The organism is Ottowia sp., assembly GCF_035325765.1.
Classification (GTDB): domain Bacteria; phylum Pseudomonadota; class Gammaproteobacteria; order Burkholderiales; family Burkholderiaceae_C; genus Ottowia.
The window spans coordinates 42,574-58,680 of record NZ_DAOKZG010000011.1; the positions used below are offsets into that span (position 1 = coordinate 42,574).

General features: G+C 66.4%; 14 protein-coding genes. 1 reads left to right on the forward strand and 13 read right to left on the reverse strand.

Going from position 1 to position 16,107, the window contains the following annotated elements; genetic code table 11:
• Positions 1-398: 398 nt before the first annotated feature.
• From PKA16_RS06015 to PKA16_RS06045, 7 genes are all read right to left on the reverse strand, one after another.
• On the reverse strand, positions 399-1,802 hold the full coding sequence (locus PKA16_RS06015) for a lipopolysaccharide biosynthesis protein (RefSeq protein WP_324401386.1): 1,404 nt from the start codon (positions 1,800-1,802) through the stop codon (positions 399-401).
• A 3-nt stretch (positions 1,803-1,805) separates the two neighbouring features.
• The gene (locus PKA16_RS06020; protein ID WP_324401388.1) at positions 1,806-3,089 is read right to left on the reverse strand and encodes a glycosyltransferase; all 1,284 of its coding nucleotides are present in this window, start codon (positions 3,087-3,089) and stop codon (positions 1,806-1,808) included.
• 138 nt (positions 3,090-3,227) lie between these two features.
• Complete coding sequence (locus tag PKA16_RS06025; RefSeq protein WP_324401389.1) at positions 3,228-4,388, reverse strand: DegT/DnrJ/EryC1/StrS family aminotransferase; 1,161 nt, start codon at positions 4,386-4,388, stop codon at positions 3,228-3,230.
• A 6-nt stretch (positions 4,389-4,394) separates the two neighbouring features.
• Entirely contained in the window at positions 4,395-4,979 is a 585-nt protein-coding gene (locus PKA16_RS06030; protein ID WP_324401391.1) for an acyltransferase, read from the reverse strand.
• A gap of 174 nt (positions 4,980-5,153) precedes the next feature.
• Positions 5,154-6,113 carry a Gfo/Idh/MocA family oxidoreductase gene (locus tag PKA16_RS06035; protein WP_324401393.1) on the reverse strand — a complete coding sequence of 320 codons (960 nt, stop codon included), beginning with the start codon at positions 6,111-6,113 and terminating at the stop codon, positions 5,154-5,156.
• 42 nt (positions 6,114-6,155) lie between these two features.
• On the reverse strand, positions 6,156-7,187 hold the full coding sequence (locus PKA16_RS06040; RefSeq protein WP_324401395.1) for an NAD-dependent epimerase/dehydratase family protein: 1,032 nt from the start codon (positions 7,185-7,187) through the stop codon (positions 6,156-6,158).
• Between the two features lie 160 nt (positions 7,188-7,347).
• Positions 7,348-8,625, reverse strand: coding sequence for a nucleotide sugar dehydrogenase (locus PKA16_RS06045; protein WP_324401397.1), 1,278 nt, complete (start codon positions 8,623-8,625; stop codon positions 7,348-7,350).
• Positions 8,626-9,480: 855 nt separating this feature from the next.
• On the opposite strand from PKA16_RS06045, the gene PKA16_RS06050 reads away from it, so the two are divergent.
• On the forward strand, positions 9,481-10,692 hold the full coding sequence (locus tag PKA16_RS06050) for a lytic murein transglycosylase (protein WP_324401399.1): 1,212 nt from the start codon (positions 9,481-9,483) through the stop codon (positions 10,690-10,692).
• Between the two features lie 368 nt (positions 10,693-11,060).
• Here the strand turns inward: PKA16_RS06050 and PKA16_RS06055 are convergent, their stop codons facing one another.
• The 6 genes from PKA16_RS06055 to PKA16_RS06080 are packed head-to-tail and all read right to left on the reverse strand — an operon-like array spanning position 11,061 to position 16,105.
• Positions 11,061-11,513, reverse strand: coding sequence for a phasin family protein (locus PKA16_RS06055; protein ID WP_324401401.1), 453 nt, complete (start codon positions 11,511-11,513; stop codon positions 11,061-11,063).
• A 36-nt stretch (positions 11,514-11,549) separates the two neighbouring features.
• Positions 11,550-13,136 carry a wax ester/triacylglycerol synthase family O-acyltransferase gene (locus PKA16_RS06060; protein WP_324401403.1) on the reverse strand — a complete coding sequence of 529 codons (1,587 nt, stop codon included), beginning with the start codon at positions 13,134-13,136 and terminating at the stop codon, positions 11,550-11,552.
• Positions 13,137-13,176: 40 nt separating this feature from the next.
• Positions 13,177-13,947, reverse strand: a complete 771-nt coding sequence (locus PKA16_RS06065; protein ID WP_324401405.1) for a glucose 1-dehydrogenase — start codon at positions 13,945-13,947, stop codon at positions 13,177-13,179.
• Between the two features lie 33 nt (positions 13,948-13,980).
• On the reverse strand, positions 13,981-14,580 hold the full coding sequence (locus PKA16_RS06070) for a GNAT family N-acetyltransferase (RefSeq protein WP_324401407.1): 600 nt from the start codon (positions 14,578-14,580) through the stop codon (positions 13,981-13,983).
• Complete coding sequence (locus tag PKA16_RS06075; RefSeq protein ID WP_324401409.1) at positions 14,577-15,668, reverse strand: alpha/beta fold hydrolase; 1,092 nt, start codon at positions 15,666-15,668, stop codon at positions 14,577-14,579. The genes PKA16_RS06070 and PKA16_RS06075 overlap by 4 nt, the downstream gene beginning before the upstream one ends.
• A 14-nt stretch (positions 15,669-15,682) precedes the next feature.
• On the reverse strand, positions 15,683-16,105 hold the full coding sequence (locus tag PKA16_RS06080) for a hypothetical protein (RefSeq protein WP_324401411.1): 423 nt from the start codon (positions 16,103-16,105) through the stop codon (positions 15,683-15,685).
• Between the last annotated feature and the right edge of the window lie 2 nt (positions 16,106-16,107).

The following is a 16,107-nucleotide window of genomic DNA, read 5'->3' on the forward strand; positions in this document are numbered from 1 at the left end:
AGAGGGGACGAGCGTCCTGCCCCTGCAACCTGCCGGGGATGATGCCAGTCATCGGGAAGTCGGAGATGCCAACGAACACGTCCATTCTCCCGAAGCCCCGGCCAAAATTTCGATTATAGCCACTTGGAAGAGGATGACACGCCGCCTTCGATGTGCGCTTCCTCTGAGTTACAGTCTCAAAGGAGCAATATGAACGAAAATCCACCGCTGAGCAAACTCCCACGAAATTCGGCACCAGCGCCAAGGCCAATGCAGACGTCACCTACGCCACCCCGGCGCATTTAAAATAAGCCGTCCCCATTCGTCCGCACAAGATGCCAAATCGTCCATCAATACTCACTTCACCATATCTATATCCAATCTGATTTTAGTATCAATTCCAAGGTGCCTCGCTTGATCTAACGTCTAAGCAAGGCCCAGACTTCCAGCAATATTGGACGCTCAAGAAAGATAAACAAGATCAGAAGTACTACCCAACTCCCTATCGCGTACGCAGGCGCTTGGCTACCAATCAGACCAAATATCACAGTCGCCAAGAAAGCAATGGTGCTATATAGATAGACTCTTCCTCGTCGGATCGGCCGCCACGCAATCGCAGAAAATTCGCTCCGCACTATATAGAACACCCAAAATGCGCAACTGGTCGAGATCATCGCGCCTACAGCACCCATCGGGCGAACCAGCAATGCACAGAGGATCAAGTTTACTCCAACCGCAACGCTGGAAGCCATCAACGCAAATCCCGTACGTCGGCTCACAGTAATACCGACGCCAGTTACCTCCGAGAGAGTATAAAGAAGGGGAGCAACCATACAACCCGCAACCAAATACATAACCTTGGCATAGTCGTCAGGTAGCAGGTACGGCAAGATCCAAGAGAAGGCGCCAAGCAGACAAATGAGCGATACGAGCACCGCAGAAACTTGCCTTGCAATCACATCGACCCTCGTGGTATCAACACCGTCAGCCACCCACTTGAACACCAGCGGCGCCCAAATGGTATTGAAGATTCCCGCTACAATGGCCGCCCCTGACGCAATACTGGCAGCGACGGAATAGATCGCCAATTCTTCGTAGGTAGACATGCTGCGCAAGAAGATTCGATCCATCGTATTCAGCCCCCATGATGCGATGCCACCGAATATCAGCGGCCATCCGAAACCAAGGAGTTGCTTCAGGAGCGGGTACTCTAGTCTTCTCTGCAGTGCAGGCAACCAATCCTCTCTTGTATTCCATGCGAACACCAACAGAGTCAGCAACAACGCTGCTGCTTGCGCCAACAAGAGCATGGTAAAATTACGTGTGACTGGCAGAAATGCATAGGTGATCACGATTGCAAGCAACAACCCCTTGCTCAAGAGCTGACTCATGGAGAAGGCAAGTCCACGATCCTGCATTCGCAGAATAAGAGATAGAAAGCGCGACAGGTATGCAATGAGCAAACAACCGGCAGTGACTAGTGCCAAGATCGGTTTATCTTCACCGTAGAGCACATTGGACAGGGCCGTCGGAAAAAATAAAGACAACACCAGCAGAGCAAGCGACAGAAGCATAAGACCAGGTGCCGTCGCGTTCAGAAGCAAGTTCGGCTTGTTGGTGCTTTCATGGTATTCACGCACGTAAGCCTGATCGAGTCCAAGACAGAAGAGCAGTGTAGAAAGCTGGAGCGTCACCTGCAACATGGAAAGCTTGCCAATCGCATGGGGAGGGAAGATCCACGTCATCAATGGCAAGCTGATAAAACTCAGGGCTGCTGCTCCGATCGGACCGACCGCAAAGCCGAGGATGGTGCGACGATCCACGGCTCAGACTCGCCCCAGCGCAGTCTCGTCACTGCGTCGCGTCAAAGCCACCTCCGACAGCTTCTTAACGTCAGCCACAAGACCAGAAAAATTTTTGCTCGCGTTGTATAAATCGCTCACTCGCCCGCGCGCAGCAAGTCTGTAATGGAGTGCTTCTTCACCCGTCAACCGTGCAATCGCTGCTGCGACATCGGTCGATTTAAAATCCAGCGACAATAATTCACCGCAAGTTGCGTCCACAAGCTCCGGAATACCGCCAACACGTGGGGCAATCGCCGGAACACCGTGAGCCATTGCCTCCATAATGGAGACTGGCACGCCCTCCGATTCACTGCAGTTGATGAAAATATCCACGGGATTTTCGTCATAAAAGGACAAAACATTCTCGTTCGACAGCATCCCCGTGAACCGCCAGTCGACATTGGACAGAGTACTCAATCTTTTTTTGGCCAAGGTCTCGAGCTCCGCGCGCAGAGGACCATCTCCAATATGTGCCCATTCGAATCGTCTGTTTGGCTGCATCTTGGCAACGACGTAAATAGCATCGATGATCAGATCAATGCGCTTCACGGGAACGCAGAAAGAAACTGAGAGCATGCGGCTCACGCCATCACCGCTGGCCCGCGCCTGTGGCTTTGCGACATTCACACCGAGGCGAGAAACTGACAAGCGATCTTCGGAGAATCCATATGTATCTGCAAGATATCGCCTCCCCTGTTCCGAGATCGCGTAAACCACATCAAAATCACTGATGAATTGCCGCTTCAGCGGCATGTATTCTCTGGGACGTCGCTGTTCATATAGATCAAATCTATGTGCTCGCGACAGCACCGTAGAGATTTTCCCCTGCCTTTTCAGCAAACACGCTGCGTAAGCCTGCTCAGCATTCCAGTAGCAATATGCAATATCAATATGTCCCAAGTGATGACTGATTTGTCTCATCTTTGCCGTTGCGGCCAAGGTGTTTGCTACTGCGCGGATCGCCTGGCTTGCGGTAGCGAGAGATAGCTTGCCTATTGAGCGAAGATAGTGCAGCTCCCGCCAAAACAGGGCCGACTTCAACGCCAGCGCAGCGCACCAGAGCTTGTGCAGCTTCTGACCGCGACGGCCTATGAAAATCTCGATGTCATCAGGAACGCTGCGCGCATCCCCCCGAGCTGTATAAGGGCAGAGGACGACATGAGCCCAGTCCAGATTCGACCAGTGCGCTATCTCCGGTTCGATAAACTGCTCTCCGGGGTAATAGGGGAAGGTGCTCGTGAATATTGCGATCGTTGCCTTGTGCATCTTGCTATTTCTGGATCGGGCCAATTGTTTGCCAGCTCGCCCAAGTTGCGTGAAGACAATGTCGACATGGCGGCACGCAGTCGTTAAGCGCCCGTTTGGCGTATGGACAGCGTCATTGGGCAGAGTTGTGAACCCATTTCAGGCGTGCGTTGGTACCGCTGATAGGGAATGCTGCACGGCATCCACGATGCGCTGCTGGGCAGTTACGTCCAGATAAGGATGCATGGGCAAGCTCACCACCCGCCGCGCGACGGCGTCGCCCAGCGGCAGGTGCGCCGCAGGGTCGGCCACAGCGGGCTGCTGGTTGAGGGGGATGGGGTAGTGCACGGCGGTGGGGATGCCGGCGGCCTTCAGGTGGGTTTGCACCTGTTCGCGGTTGGGAACCTGGAGGGTGTACTGGGCCCAGGCGCTGGTGTTGTGGGGTTCGACGAGCGGGAGCTGGATGGCAGAGTCGGCCCTGGCTGGAGATGTTGTCTGCATTGCCGCGGCGGCTGCGGTGCCTCGCAGTGACGTGAACAACTCTTCGTAGCGCTGGGCGACCTGCTGGCGGAGCGCAATCTCCTCATCCAGCACGGCCAGCTTGGGTAGCAGGATGGCGGCCTGCAGGGTGTCCAGGCGGCTGTTGACGCCAACGCGGACGTGGTGGTAGCGGCGGTCCTGCCCGTGGCGGGCGATCTGACGCATGACGGTGGCCAGTTCGTCGTCGTTGGTGAAGATGGCACCGCCGTCGCCATAGCAGCCGAGCGGCTTGCTCGGGAAGAAGCTGGTGCAGGCGATGGTGCTGAGGTTGCCGCTCTTGCGGCCCTTGTAGGTGGCGCCGAAGCTTTGGGCGGCATCCTCGATGACGGGGATGCCGTGCCGAGCCGCAATGGCGTTGATGGCGTCCATGTCGGCGCACTGGCCATACAGGCTGACCGGGATGATGGCCTTGGTGCGCGGGGTGATGGCAGCTGCCAGCAGAGCCGGATCCAGATTGCAGGTGCGAGGGTCCACGTCCACATACACCGGCTTGGCGCCCAGCAGGGCGACGGTTTCGGCGGTGGCGATGTAGGTGAAGCCGGGGGTGATGACTTCGTCACCGGGGCCGATGCCCAGCGCCATCTGGGCGATCTGCAGGGCGTCCGTGCCGTTGGCGACGGTGATGCAGTGCCTGGCGCCGGTGTAGGCGGCGAGGCGTTCTTCCAGCTCGGCCACTTCGGGGCCGAGGATGAACTGGCCGTGATCCAACACCTTCTGGATGTTGGCGTCGATCTGGGCCTTGAGGCGCTGGTACTGGGCTTGGAGGTCGATGAATTGCATGGGGACTCAGGCGGACAGCTTGCGGACGGTGTGGCCGCTCAGCTCATAGGTGGCGCCGGTGTGCCGGCAGGTGGTGCGGGCGTTGCCCTGCAGGGGCAGGTCGAGCTGTTCGCCGTATTCGCTCATCCAGCCGACCTGGCGCGCAGGCACGCCGACCATGAGGGCGTAGGCGGGCACGTCCTTGTTGACGACGGCGCCGGCGCCGACGAAGGCGAAGGCGCCGATGGTGGTGCCGCAGACGATGGTGCAGTTGGCGCCCAGGGTGGCGCCCCTTTGCACCAGGGTGGGACGGTATTCGCTCTTGCGCTCGATCAGCGAGCGCGGGTTGTAGACATTGGTGAAGACCATGCTGGGGCCGCAGAAGACGCCCTCTTCCAGTGTGACGCCGTCGTAGACGCTGACGTTGTTCTGGATCTTGCAGTTGTCGCCAATGACGACATCGTTGCTGACGAAGACGTTCTGGCCCAGGGACACGCCCTGGCCGATGCGGGCGCCGGCGCAGACGTGGACGAAGTGCCAGATGCGGCTGCCGGGGCCGATCTGGGCGCCTTCGTCGACGATGGCGGTGGGGTGGATGGTGGGGGCGGTCATGGGTGCTGTCGGGGGCGGTCGGGTGTGGCAGACGGAGCGGATACCGCGGTTCGGCAGCAGGCGGCGGGACTGGATTGCCGCGGCGCCTGCGGCGCCTCGCAATGACGAGGTGGGCACGACGCCGCCGGGTAGCGATCCAACGTCATGACCGGCATGGCAGGCACGGGCGGCACCTCAGGACAGGCGGGCGACGAAGGGGTGGACCTCGCCCGACTCGTCGCGCACGGGCTGGGCGGTGCGGATGGCGGCCACGGTTTCAATCGCGGTGCGGTTTTCTTCCAGGCCGAAGCCGCGGCCAGCGAGGATTTCCTCGTAGCTGCGGTTGTGCAGGTCGGTGAAGCCGCCGGAAAACTCGATCTCGTCGCCGTCGACGGTGATGGAGCGGTAGGTGCGCTGGCCCTTGGTCAGCACGTCGGCCGGGACGTCGTTCACGTCGACCGAGAGGAACCAGCGCACGCGTGCGTGCTCGTATTCGAGATAGCCGCCGGCCTTGGTGTCCGAGGCGTGGTGCACCCGGTTGTGCTGCAGCGCGCCGAAGATGTAGTGCAGCATGTCGAAGAAGTGCACGCCGATGTTGGTGGCGATGCCGCCGGACTTCTTGATGTCGCCCTTCCAGGACCGCAGGTACCAGTGACCACGGCTGGTGATGTAGGCCAGGTCGACCTCGTGCTTGCTGCTGGCGGGAGCGCTGCGGATCTTGTCGCGCAGGGCGATGATGGCCGGGTGCAGGCGCAGCTGCAGGATGGTGTTGACCTTGCGGCCGGTGTCGCGCTCGATTTCAAGCAGGCCGTCGATGTTCCAGGGGTTGAGCACGAGGGGCTTCTCGCAGATGGCGTCGGCGCCGCTGCGCAGGGCAAACCGGGTGTGCGAGTCGTGCAGGTAGTTGGGCGAGCAGACGGCTACGTAGTCGATGGCGGTGCCGCCGTTGGCACGACGCAGCTTGTCGATGTGACGGTCGAAGCGCTCGAATTCGGTGAAGAAGTCGGCTTCGGGGAAGTGGCTGTCGATGATGCCGACGGAGTCGTTGGGGTCGTAGGCAGCGACGAGCTGGTGGCCCGCGGTCTTGATGGCGGCCATGTGGCGCGGGGCGATGTAGCCGGCGGCGCCGATGAGGGCGAACTTCTTGGCGGTCACGGGAGACGATTTCCTTGGTTGACTGAAAAGCGAGGGAAGAACTCAGACTGTCGCCTGGGCGGGAGAATAGTGGGCGTGATACCAGTCGACGAAGCGCTGGATGCCTTCGCGCAGGTTGGTCTGGGGCTGGTAGCCGGTCAGGCGCTGCAGCAGGCTGGCATCGGCCCAGGTGGCGGGCACGTCGCCGGGCTGCATGTCTACATAGTTGCGGATGGCGGGCTTGCCCAGGCATTGCTCGATGGCGTCGATGAAGTCGAGCAAACGCACCTTGTCGGAGTTGCCTATGTTGACGACGCGCCAGGGGGCGACGGGGGAGAGGCTGTCGCCTTCCACCGCTTGGGTATTGGCACGCTCGGCGACTTGTGGGGGCACTGCGTCCACCAGCAGGGCGATGGCGCGCACCAGGTCTTCGACGTAGGTGAAGTCGCGCCACATGTCGCCGTGGTTGTAGATGTCGATGGGCTGGCCAGCCAGGATGGCCTTGGTGAACTTGAACAGGGCCATGTCGGGCCGGCCCCAGGGCCCGTAGACGGTGAAGAAGCGGAACAGGGTGATGGGCACGCCGTGGATGTGGGCCCAGGCGTGGGCCATGGATTCGCTGGCCTTCTTGGTGGCGGCGTAGAAGGACATCTGGGTGTCGCACTTCTGCGTCTCGCGGTAGGGCATGTCGGTGTTGGCGCCGTAGACCGACGAGGTGGAGGCCATGAGCAGGTGCCGGACCTGCTGGCGGCGCGCGGCCTCCATGACGTTGAAGCTGCCGATGATGTTGGCGTCGAGGTAGGTGCGCGGGTGGTCGATGCTGTAGCGCACGCCGGCCTGGGCGGCCAGGTGGACGATGGCACTTGGGCGGGCGGCGGCGACGGCGGCCTGCAGGGTGGCGTCGTCCTCCAGCATGGCCTCGGTGGCGGTGAACTGGGGGTACTGGCGCAGCAGGTCGTGACGGGCGCGCTTGAGGCGCACGTCGTAGTAGTCGGTCATGCCGTCGTAGCCGTGCACGACGTGGCCCTGGTCGAGCAGGAGCTTGGCCAGGTGGAAGCCGATGAAGCCGGCGGTGCCGGTGATGAAGACGGTCACGGGTTGAGCTGGGGGTTTACCGGCTTGGCGTGGCGCGGGCAGGGGTGGATGCGGCGGGTGGGCGGCAGGCGGTGGGGCTGGATTGCCGCGGCGGCTTTGCCGCCTCGCAATGACGATGGGGCGGAGCGGCGGCAACGCGCGGTGAGGGGCATGGTGGCGTTTACAGCCGCGCGTCGGCGGCGCCCAGGGGGAGGATGCCCTTGACGTCGAACAGGACGGCGCCGGGCTGGCCGAGGGCCCTGATGCCGTCCACGCCCAGCTTCAGGAACTGGTCGTGGCCGACGGCGAGGACGATGCCGGCGTACTGACCGGGAGCGGGCAGCTCGCGCAGGCAGGGCAGGCCATATTCGCGCTCGGCCTCGGCCAGGTCGATCCAGGGGTCGTAGATGTCGACGTGGACGTTGTAGCTGACCAGGGCCTTGACGGCATCGACGACCTTGGTGTTGCGCAGGTCGGGGCAGTTTTCCTTGAAGGTCAGGCCCAGCACCAGCACCCGGCTCTCCTGCGACACCAGGCCGCGCTGCACCATGAGCTTGATGGTCTCGCTGGCAACGTGACGGGCGACGTTGTTGTTGACGCGGCGGCCGGCGAGGATGACCTCGGGATGGTAGCCGACCTGCTCGGCCTTGTAGGTGAGGTAGTACGGGTCGACCCCGATGCAGTGGCCGCCGACCAGGCCGGGGCGGAACGGCAGGAAGTTCCACTTGGTGCCGGCGGCTTCGAGCACCTCCAGGGTGTCGATGCCCAGGCGCGCGAAGATCAGGCTGAGCTCGTTGACCAGGGCGATGTTGGTGTCGCGCTGCACGTTCTCGATGACCTTGGCGGCCTCGGCGACGCGGATGGAGCTGGCCTGGTGGGTGCCGGCGGTGATGATCTGGCCATAGAGCCGGTCGACGGCGTCGGCAACCTCGGGGGTGCTGCCGCTGGTGACCTTCTTGATGTTGGTCAGGCGGCGCAGGCGGTCGCCGGGGTTGATGCGCTCGGGGCTGTAGCCGCAGAAGAAGTCGCGGTTGAAGACCAGGCCGCTAGCGCGCTCGAGTTCGGGCACGCAGACCTCTTCGGTAGCGCCGGGGTAGACGGTGGATTCGTAGATGACGACGTCGCCGGGCTTGAGGGCCGCGCCGACGGTGCGGCTGGCGGCGACCAGGGGGCCCATCTCGGGGCGGTTGGCGCTGTCGACCGGGGTGGGCACGGTGACGATGAAGACGCCGCAGGCCCTGAGGTCGGCCGGGTCGGCGCTGTAGCGCAGGTGGGTGGCGGCCTGCAACTCCTCGGGCGTGCATTCGAGCGTGTGGTCGACGCCGGCCTGCAGCTCGGCGACGCGCGCGGGGTTGACGTCGAAGCCGAGCACGGGGCGCTGCTTGCCGAATTCGACCGCCAGCGGCAGGCCGACGTAGCCCAGGCCGATGACGGCGATGGTTGCTTGGTCCAGGTTCATCAAGACAGGGGAGAAAAGCTGCCGCCCGCCGCCCGGCCGGGGTGGGCCGGTGGCGTTGCGTCAATAAAAACGAAAGTAGTCAGTCAGACCGAGCAAATATCTTGCAAACCGCCGCATGCGGGCGGTTGCACGAAAGCCAAGGGGGATCAAGGAGCGTGGGCGGCAGCCGGCGCACCTTCTGCCGTACACGCTCCTGGGCCGCCTTCACACCCCTGCGCGAAAACGGCTGGCGCCTGGCCTGTGAGGGAGTGTGAATTTTACAAGGACTTTTCGCACGGTTTGGCCGTTTGGATGGTGCGCGGGGCGGCGTGGGGCGCTGAACCTGAAAACGGCAGCTGACCGCTTGCCTTCTTCACGAGCTCACGAGCGCCGCATGAACCTTGACTTCCGCTGCTTCGATCACCTCCACCTGTTGGGTAAGAGCGCTACGCGCTCGCCAGCACCGCACTCGCCGCGCCATGCGGCGTTGCTCGTCCTTGCAGGCACGCGCCTGCCGCGTCCTCGCGCCTTGCCTGGCACGCCGATTACGGCACTGGCGAACGCGTCCAACTGCCGTTTTCAGGTTGAATTAACCTGGGTTGCGGTCTGGCCGGGTGCGTGTTGGGGGTTTGCAACGGGTTGGGGCGCGGGGCGCTGGCACGGGGTGCGGGCGCGGGTGGGGCAAGGCGCCGCGATCGCCGACAGGCCGGCGGCGCGTGCGGCGAGAATCGGGGCCTGGGGCGGGGCTGCGCGAGTTTGCCACGCGGCGCGCGGTAAGACCCGCGTGCGGCCGCCCCACGTCTTGCCTGGCACGCCGATTGCGGCACTGGCGAACGTGTCCATTTTTAGGCTGAGCCGATGACCCGAGAGAACTGCATGCACCCTGCCCTGACCTGGCTGGCCGCGCTGTGGCTGGCGGCCCCCGCGCTGACGCTGGCCCAGGAGACGCCGCCGCCGACCGACCCGGCGCAGTTTCGGGCCTGCCTGGACGGGCTGAAGGACGCGCCGGCGTTTCGTGCCATCACGCCGGCGACCTTTGCCGCGCACACGGCCGGGCTGGAGCCGGACCCGTCGGTGCTGGTGCTGCTGGACCGGCAGCCGGAGTTCACGATGCCGGTGTGGGACTACCTGGCGGTGCTGGTGGATGCCGAGCGCGTGGCGGACGGGCGCGCGGCGTATGCCAAATGGCGCGACACGCTGGCGCGGATCGAGCAGCAGACGGGCGTGGCGGCGCCGATCGTGGTGGGCGTGTGGGGGGTGGAGAGCAACTTCGGCCAGAACCTGGGCGGGCGGCCGCTGGTGCAGTCGCTGGCGACGCTGTCGTGCTTTGGCCGGCGGCAGACGTACTTTCGGGGCGAGTTCGCGGCGGCGCTGCGCATCCTGCAGGAGGGGCACGTGGTGCCGGAGCAGCTCACCGGGTCGTGGGCGGGGGCGTTCGGGCAGACGCAGTTCATGCCGAGCACGTTCCTGCGCAGCGCGGTGGACTTCGACGGCGACGGGCGGCGCGACATCGTGGGCAGCGTGCCGGACGCGCTGGCGTCGACGGCGAAGTTCCTGCAGAACGCGGGCTGGCGGCGCGGCGAGCCCTGGGGCGTCGAGGTGCGCCTGCCACGCGGCCTGGACACCAGCGGCACGGGGCGCAAGGCCAGGCGGCCGATGGCGGAGTGGCGCCGGCTGGGGCTGACGCGGGCGGATGGCGGGCCCCTGCCGGACGACTTGCCGGCGGCCGGACTGATGGTGCCGGCGCGCGGCGGGCCGGCGTTTCTGGTGGGGCGCAACTTCGACGCGCTGTACAGTTACAACGCGAGCGAGAACTACGCGCTGGCGATCGCCCACCTGGCCGACCTGGTGGCGGACGCGGATGCGCCGCTGGCCTTCGTCACGCCCTGGCCGACCGACGACCCGGGCCTGTCGCGCGCGGAGAACCGCGAGCTGCAGATCCTGCTGATCGCGCGCGGCCACGACATCGGCAGCGCCGACGGCATGATCGGGGCGCTGACGCGCACGGCGATCAAGGCGGAGCAGCAGCGGCTGGGCATGAAGGTGGATGGGCGCGCGGGGCAGCGGTTGCTGGAGGCGTTGCGGTAGGGGGTGTTGGGGTTTGTGGGGACGGAGGCTTGGAGCGGCGGCGGGCAGGCAGCCACCGGGACTGCGGCATCCGCTCCGGATCCGTCATCGCGAACGAAGTGCGGCGATCCAGTGCTGCGGGTGGCCTTCAGCCGTTGTGTCTTTCCGTCGCAACCCTCGCGCTTGTCCGAACCAGAACGACGCAGCAAGCCGACGAACTGGATTGCCGCGTCGCCTTCTCCGCCACGCTGCGCTCGCGGCTGAAGGCTAATTCCTCGCAATGACGGGGTGAGGCGGCGTGGCCCTGGCGCCTCGCAGCGGCGTGCAGCAAGGCCGGGCACGGGCGGCTGGCGCCGGCGCCCTGGGGTGGGCGGCGATGCCGCCGGGGCCTACTTCTTCGGCTGCATGAGCTGCTGCAGGTTCTTCATGTTGTCCTGCATGCGCTGCTGCACGACCTTCCAGGCGTCGGTGCGGGCCTTGGTTTCGAGGGCGGCGAGCTCCTTGAAGTCGGCCATGGCCTTCTTCATGGCCTGCTCGATGGCCTTGGACTGCTTGGCCAGGGCGTCGGGGCCCATGGCGTCCTTCATGGAGCCCTGCCAGGCGGTGACGGATTCGCGCAGGATCTCGTTGCGGCGCTCGACCAGGGCCTTCATGCCTTCGTAGGCCTGGCGGTTGGCCTCGGCCAGGGCTTCCATGTCCTTGCGCTGCCATTCGACCAGGGCGGCGACGTCGACGCCGGGCAGCTTGAACTGCCGCGCCATCTTGGCGAAGTCGTCCAGCGAGGGCAGCTTGGGGGTGTCGGCAGCGCTGCTGCGCGGGGTGGTCTTCTTGCTGGTTGCCATGGAAGCTCTCCTTGCGGCGGGGTGGAAAGACTGCGATCAGGCGGCGCGGGCCGCGCGCTTGCCGGCGGCCTTGCGGGCGGGCGTCTTGCGCGGGCTGGCGCGCCCGGCGGCCGGGGGCGCGCTGGCGGCCGCGCGCGGGGCGGCGCGCTTGCGCGCGGCCTTGCGCGGCGCGGCGGGGGCGTCGGCCGGGGCCTCGGCGCCGTCGACGCTGGGCAGTTGCTCGATCTCGTGCAGGGCGTCGCGCAGGTAGCCCATGAGCTCGTAGGATTCGGCCTGCGACAGGATGCGGCGGCAGGCGGTGATGCCGAAGTCGAGCGAGCCGGCGTAGCTTTGCACGGTGATGTTGATCCCGTTGCCGTGGTAGGGGATGGAGACCGGGAAGAAGCAGAGCATGCGCGCGCCGGCGATGTAGAGGGTGGTGGCGGGGCCGGGCACGTTGGAGATGAGCACGTTGGCCAGGGGCGGCAGCTCGCGGCTCAGGGCGGAGCGGCCGAACAGCGAGGCCAGGCTGGTCATGATCCAGGGCGTGCCGATGGAGGGCAGGTCGACGCCGAGCACCGGGCGCAGCTCGCGCACCACGGCCTTGGCGGCCTCGGAGGAGGCGTGGATGGCCCTGAAGCGGGCGGCCGGATCGTCCAGGTCGGTGGCGAGGTCGACGCGCACCGAGGTGACCTGGTTGTTCATCTCGTCGTTGCCCTCGGCGCGCAGGCTGACGGGGACGGCGGCGATGAGCGATTCGCGCGGCAGCAGGTCGCGCGCCTGCAGGTAGCGCCGCAGGGCGCCGCTGCACATGGCCATGACGATGGTGTTGACGGTGCCGCCGACGCGCCGGCCGAGCACCTTGAGGTCGTCGAACGGCAGCGCCATGGTGCTGTAGGAGCGCTGGTTGGTGATGGAGTCGTTGAAGATGGTCCTGGGCGCCAGGCCCAGGTTGAGCGGGCGCTCGCCGGGGGCGGTGCGCTGGGTGGCGAGCACGCGGCCGGCGGCCTCGAGGGCGCGCCCGGCGGCGGGCAGCAGGTCGGCCATCTTGCGGTATTGCGAGGCGGCGTTGGCGGCGGCGGCCTGCAGCAGCTCGGTGACGCCGAGCTGGTAGCCGAAGCCGCGGCGCTGGTAGCGGCGCCGCGGCGGCGGCACCTTGCGGATTTCGGGCGAGACGTCGTAGAGCACCTTGGCCATCTCGACGCCGGACTTGCCGTCGACGCCGCTGTGGTGGGCCTTGGTGTAGAAGGCGACGTGGCCGTCCTTGAGGCCTTCGATGACGTACATCTCCCAGAGCGGGCGGCTGCGGTCGAGCAGGCTGGAATGCAGGCGCGCGACGAGCTGGTGGAGCTGCTCCATGGAGCCGGGGCGGCGCAGCACGTGGCTGCGCACGTGGTAGTCGAGGTCGATGTCGTCGTCGTCGATCCAGACCGGCTCGGCGAGCTCGAACGGCATCTGCGCGAGCTTGCGCGTGAGCATGCGCGCCAGGTGCACGCGCTCGCCGATCATGGCCTTGACCTGCTCGTAGAAGTCGCCCTGGAAGCCCGGCGGCAGCTCGAGCAGCATCAGGCTGCCGACGTGCATGGGGGTTTCGGGGGTCTCGAAGTGCAGGAAGGAGGCGTCGAGGTTGCTCAGGTGTTGCATGGGGTGGCCCTTGAAATGCGGATGGAGGCGTTGACGGACGTCACAGCGCCGAGCACAGGTGGCCGCCATCGACCGGCACGCAGGCGCCGGTCATCCAGGAGCCGGCCTCGGTGGCGAGCAGCAGGAACAGGCCGTCGAGCTCTTCGGGCTTGCCCAGGCGCCGCATGGGGATGCGCTTGATCATGGCCTTGCCGTAGTCGGTGCTCCACATCTCCTCGGTCATCTCGGTGCCGATGTAGCCGGGCTCGATGGCGTTGACGCGGATGCCCCAGCGCGCCCATTCGAGCGCCAGGCTCCGGGTCATGTGGACGACGGCGGCCTTGGAGGTGGAATACGGGGTGATGCCGGGCGCGACGCGCTCGCCCTGGATGGAGGCGATGTTGACGATGGCGCCGCCGCGGCCGGCGGCCTTCCAGCGGCGCGCGGCATGCACCGAGACCAGCCAGACGCCGCGCACGTTGATGGCCATCAGGGCGTCGAAGTCGGCGGTGGCGACGTCGAGCGCGAGCGCGCCGCCGGAGATGCCGGCGTTGTTGACGACGACGTCGAGCGTCTCGCCGGCGGCGTCGAGCTCGGCGAAGGCGGCCTCGATCGAGGCTTCGGAGGCGACGTCGAGGGTGAGCACGCGCACCGAGGGCGCGCCGAGCCGGCGCAGCTCGGGCGCCAGCGCGTCGAGGCGATCGCGGCGCCGCGCGCCGATCACCACGTGGGCGCCGCAGCGCGCGCACAGGCGGGCGAAGTTCTCGCCCAGGCCGGAGGAGGCGCCGGTGATCAGCACCCGCTTGCCGGCCAGCATGGCGCCAAGGTCCATGGTCGTGCTCCGTTCCTGGTGTCCGGGTGGGTGTCAGCCCGCGGCGACCGAGTCGCCCAGGCCGTAGGCGGCGTGGCGCGCCGCCACGGCCCGCACGTCGTGGCTGAGGATGACGAGGTCGTGCAGGGCGCCGGCGCGGTCGGCGACGTGGCCGCTCAGCAGGGCCTCGGGGCGAAAGCCGAGGTCCTCGAAGACGGCGATGGCGCGCGCCTGGTTGGTGGTCATGTGGGCCACCAGCTTGGCCAGGCCGAGCTCGAGCGCCTGCAGGAAGCACTCCTGGATCAGGGCACGGCCGATGCCCTGGCCGCGCGTGCCGGCGGCCACCAGCACGCGCAGCTCGCCGACGTGGCGCGACCAGCTCATGCGGTCGGTGTAGATGGAGGTGCAGCCGACCAGCACGCCGTCGACGCGGGCCGTGAGGCTGGCGATGTGGCCGGTCTGGAGCGCCTGCATCCAGGCGTCGATCACCTTGGGGTGGGTGATGTCGCGCGGCACGAACAGCAGGTCTTCGGGCGGCAGGGCGGCGATGAAGCGGACCAGGTCGCCCTGGTCGGCCGGGGTCATGCGGTCGATGGCGACGGCGGCGGCGCCGCAGTCGACGTGGCGCGGGTAGGTGCGGGGTGCTTCGGTCATAGGGAACGGCTCTCCAGCCAGGCGTCGAGTCGGGGCCACAGGCGCTTGATGGCGTTGGCGCCGGCGGCCAGGCTGACGTGGCCACCGGGCAGGACGACTTCTTCCTTGTCCCGCGAGCCGACCCGCTCGATCAGCGGCCTGGAGCAGCCGGCCGGCACGATGTGGTCGTATTGCGCCACCACGTGCAGCAGCGGAATGGTGATGCGCGAGAGGTCGACCAGGCGCCCGCGCAGGCGCAGCTCGCCCTCGTACAGGGCGTTCTGGCGCATCAGCAGCTTGACCTGGTCCTTGAAGTAGGCGCCGGGCAGTGGCAGGGTCTCGTTGCCCCAGCGCTCCATCATGCGGAAGCCGGCGACGAACTGGTCGTTCCAGAGGTTGTCCCACAGGCGGATCTGGCCGGCCAGGCGGCTGGCCGGGCGCAGCGCCTCGAAGCCGGCCGAGACGATGCTGGCCGGCACGATGCCGCCGACCTGCTCGACGAAGGCGTCGACGTCGAACGTGGCCTCGTCGGACATGGCGCGAAACAGCTCCATGTGCGAGAAGTCGATCGGCGTGGTGAAGCAGGCCAGGTTGCGCACCGGCGAGTCGGGCGTGAGCGCCAGGTAGAGCACCGAGAGCAGGCCGCCGGCGCAGTAGGAGACGAGGTTGACGTCCTGCTCGCCCGAATCCTGCTGCACGCGGCGGATGGCGTCGGGGATGAAGTCGAGCGCGTAGTCGGCCAGGCCGAGGTCGCGCTCGGCGGCCGTCGGCGCGTTCCAGTCGATCATGTAGACGTCGTAGCCGCGCTGCAGCAGGTACTCGACCAGGCTCTGGCCGGGGGTGAGGTCGAGGATGTAGCCCTTGTTGGTGGGCGCCATGACGATCAGGATCGGGATGCGGTAGACCTCGCCGGCCTGGGCGTGGTAGTGCACCAGCTCGAGCGTGCCGCGCCGGTGCAGCACGGTCTTGGGCGTGCGCCCGACCGCGGGCGGCGGCGCGCCGAGCAGCTCGAAGCCGCGCAGCCCGCGCTGCACGGCGCGCTCGACCTCCTGGCGCAGGCGCTCGGTGAGCAGCGGGTCGGCGGCGGCCGGGGTGCGGGGGCTGGCCATGGCGGGTGTGCGGATCAGCCCCTGGCGGCGGCCTTGCGCGCGGCGCGGGCCGGCCTGGCGGGAGCGGCGGGCTTGCGCGTGCGGGCGGGCGCGGCTGCGGGCTCGGGCGCGGCCGCCGGACGCCGCGTGCGCGCGGGGCGCGGGGTGGTGCTGTCGGGCGGCAGCAGCCGGTCGAGCTTGTGCTCGATGCGCTCGAGCACCTCGGCCAGCTCGGCCAGTTGCCGGCGGCTCGGCAGGTTGATGCGCTGCAGGTGGGCTTCGAGCGCCTTCTCGTAGGCCTGCTGCAGGCCGAGCGAGACGTTGGAAGCCTGCTGCAGCGAGCGCATCAGCTCGGGCGTCTTGAGCCCGCCGGCGGCCAGGGCGTTGGCGTCCTTTTCGAGCTGGTTGACGGCGTCGCGCCAGAACTGCAGCGGATCGGGAAACGGAGAGGTGACCATGG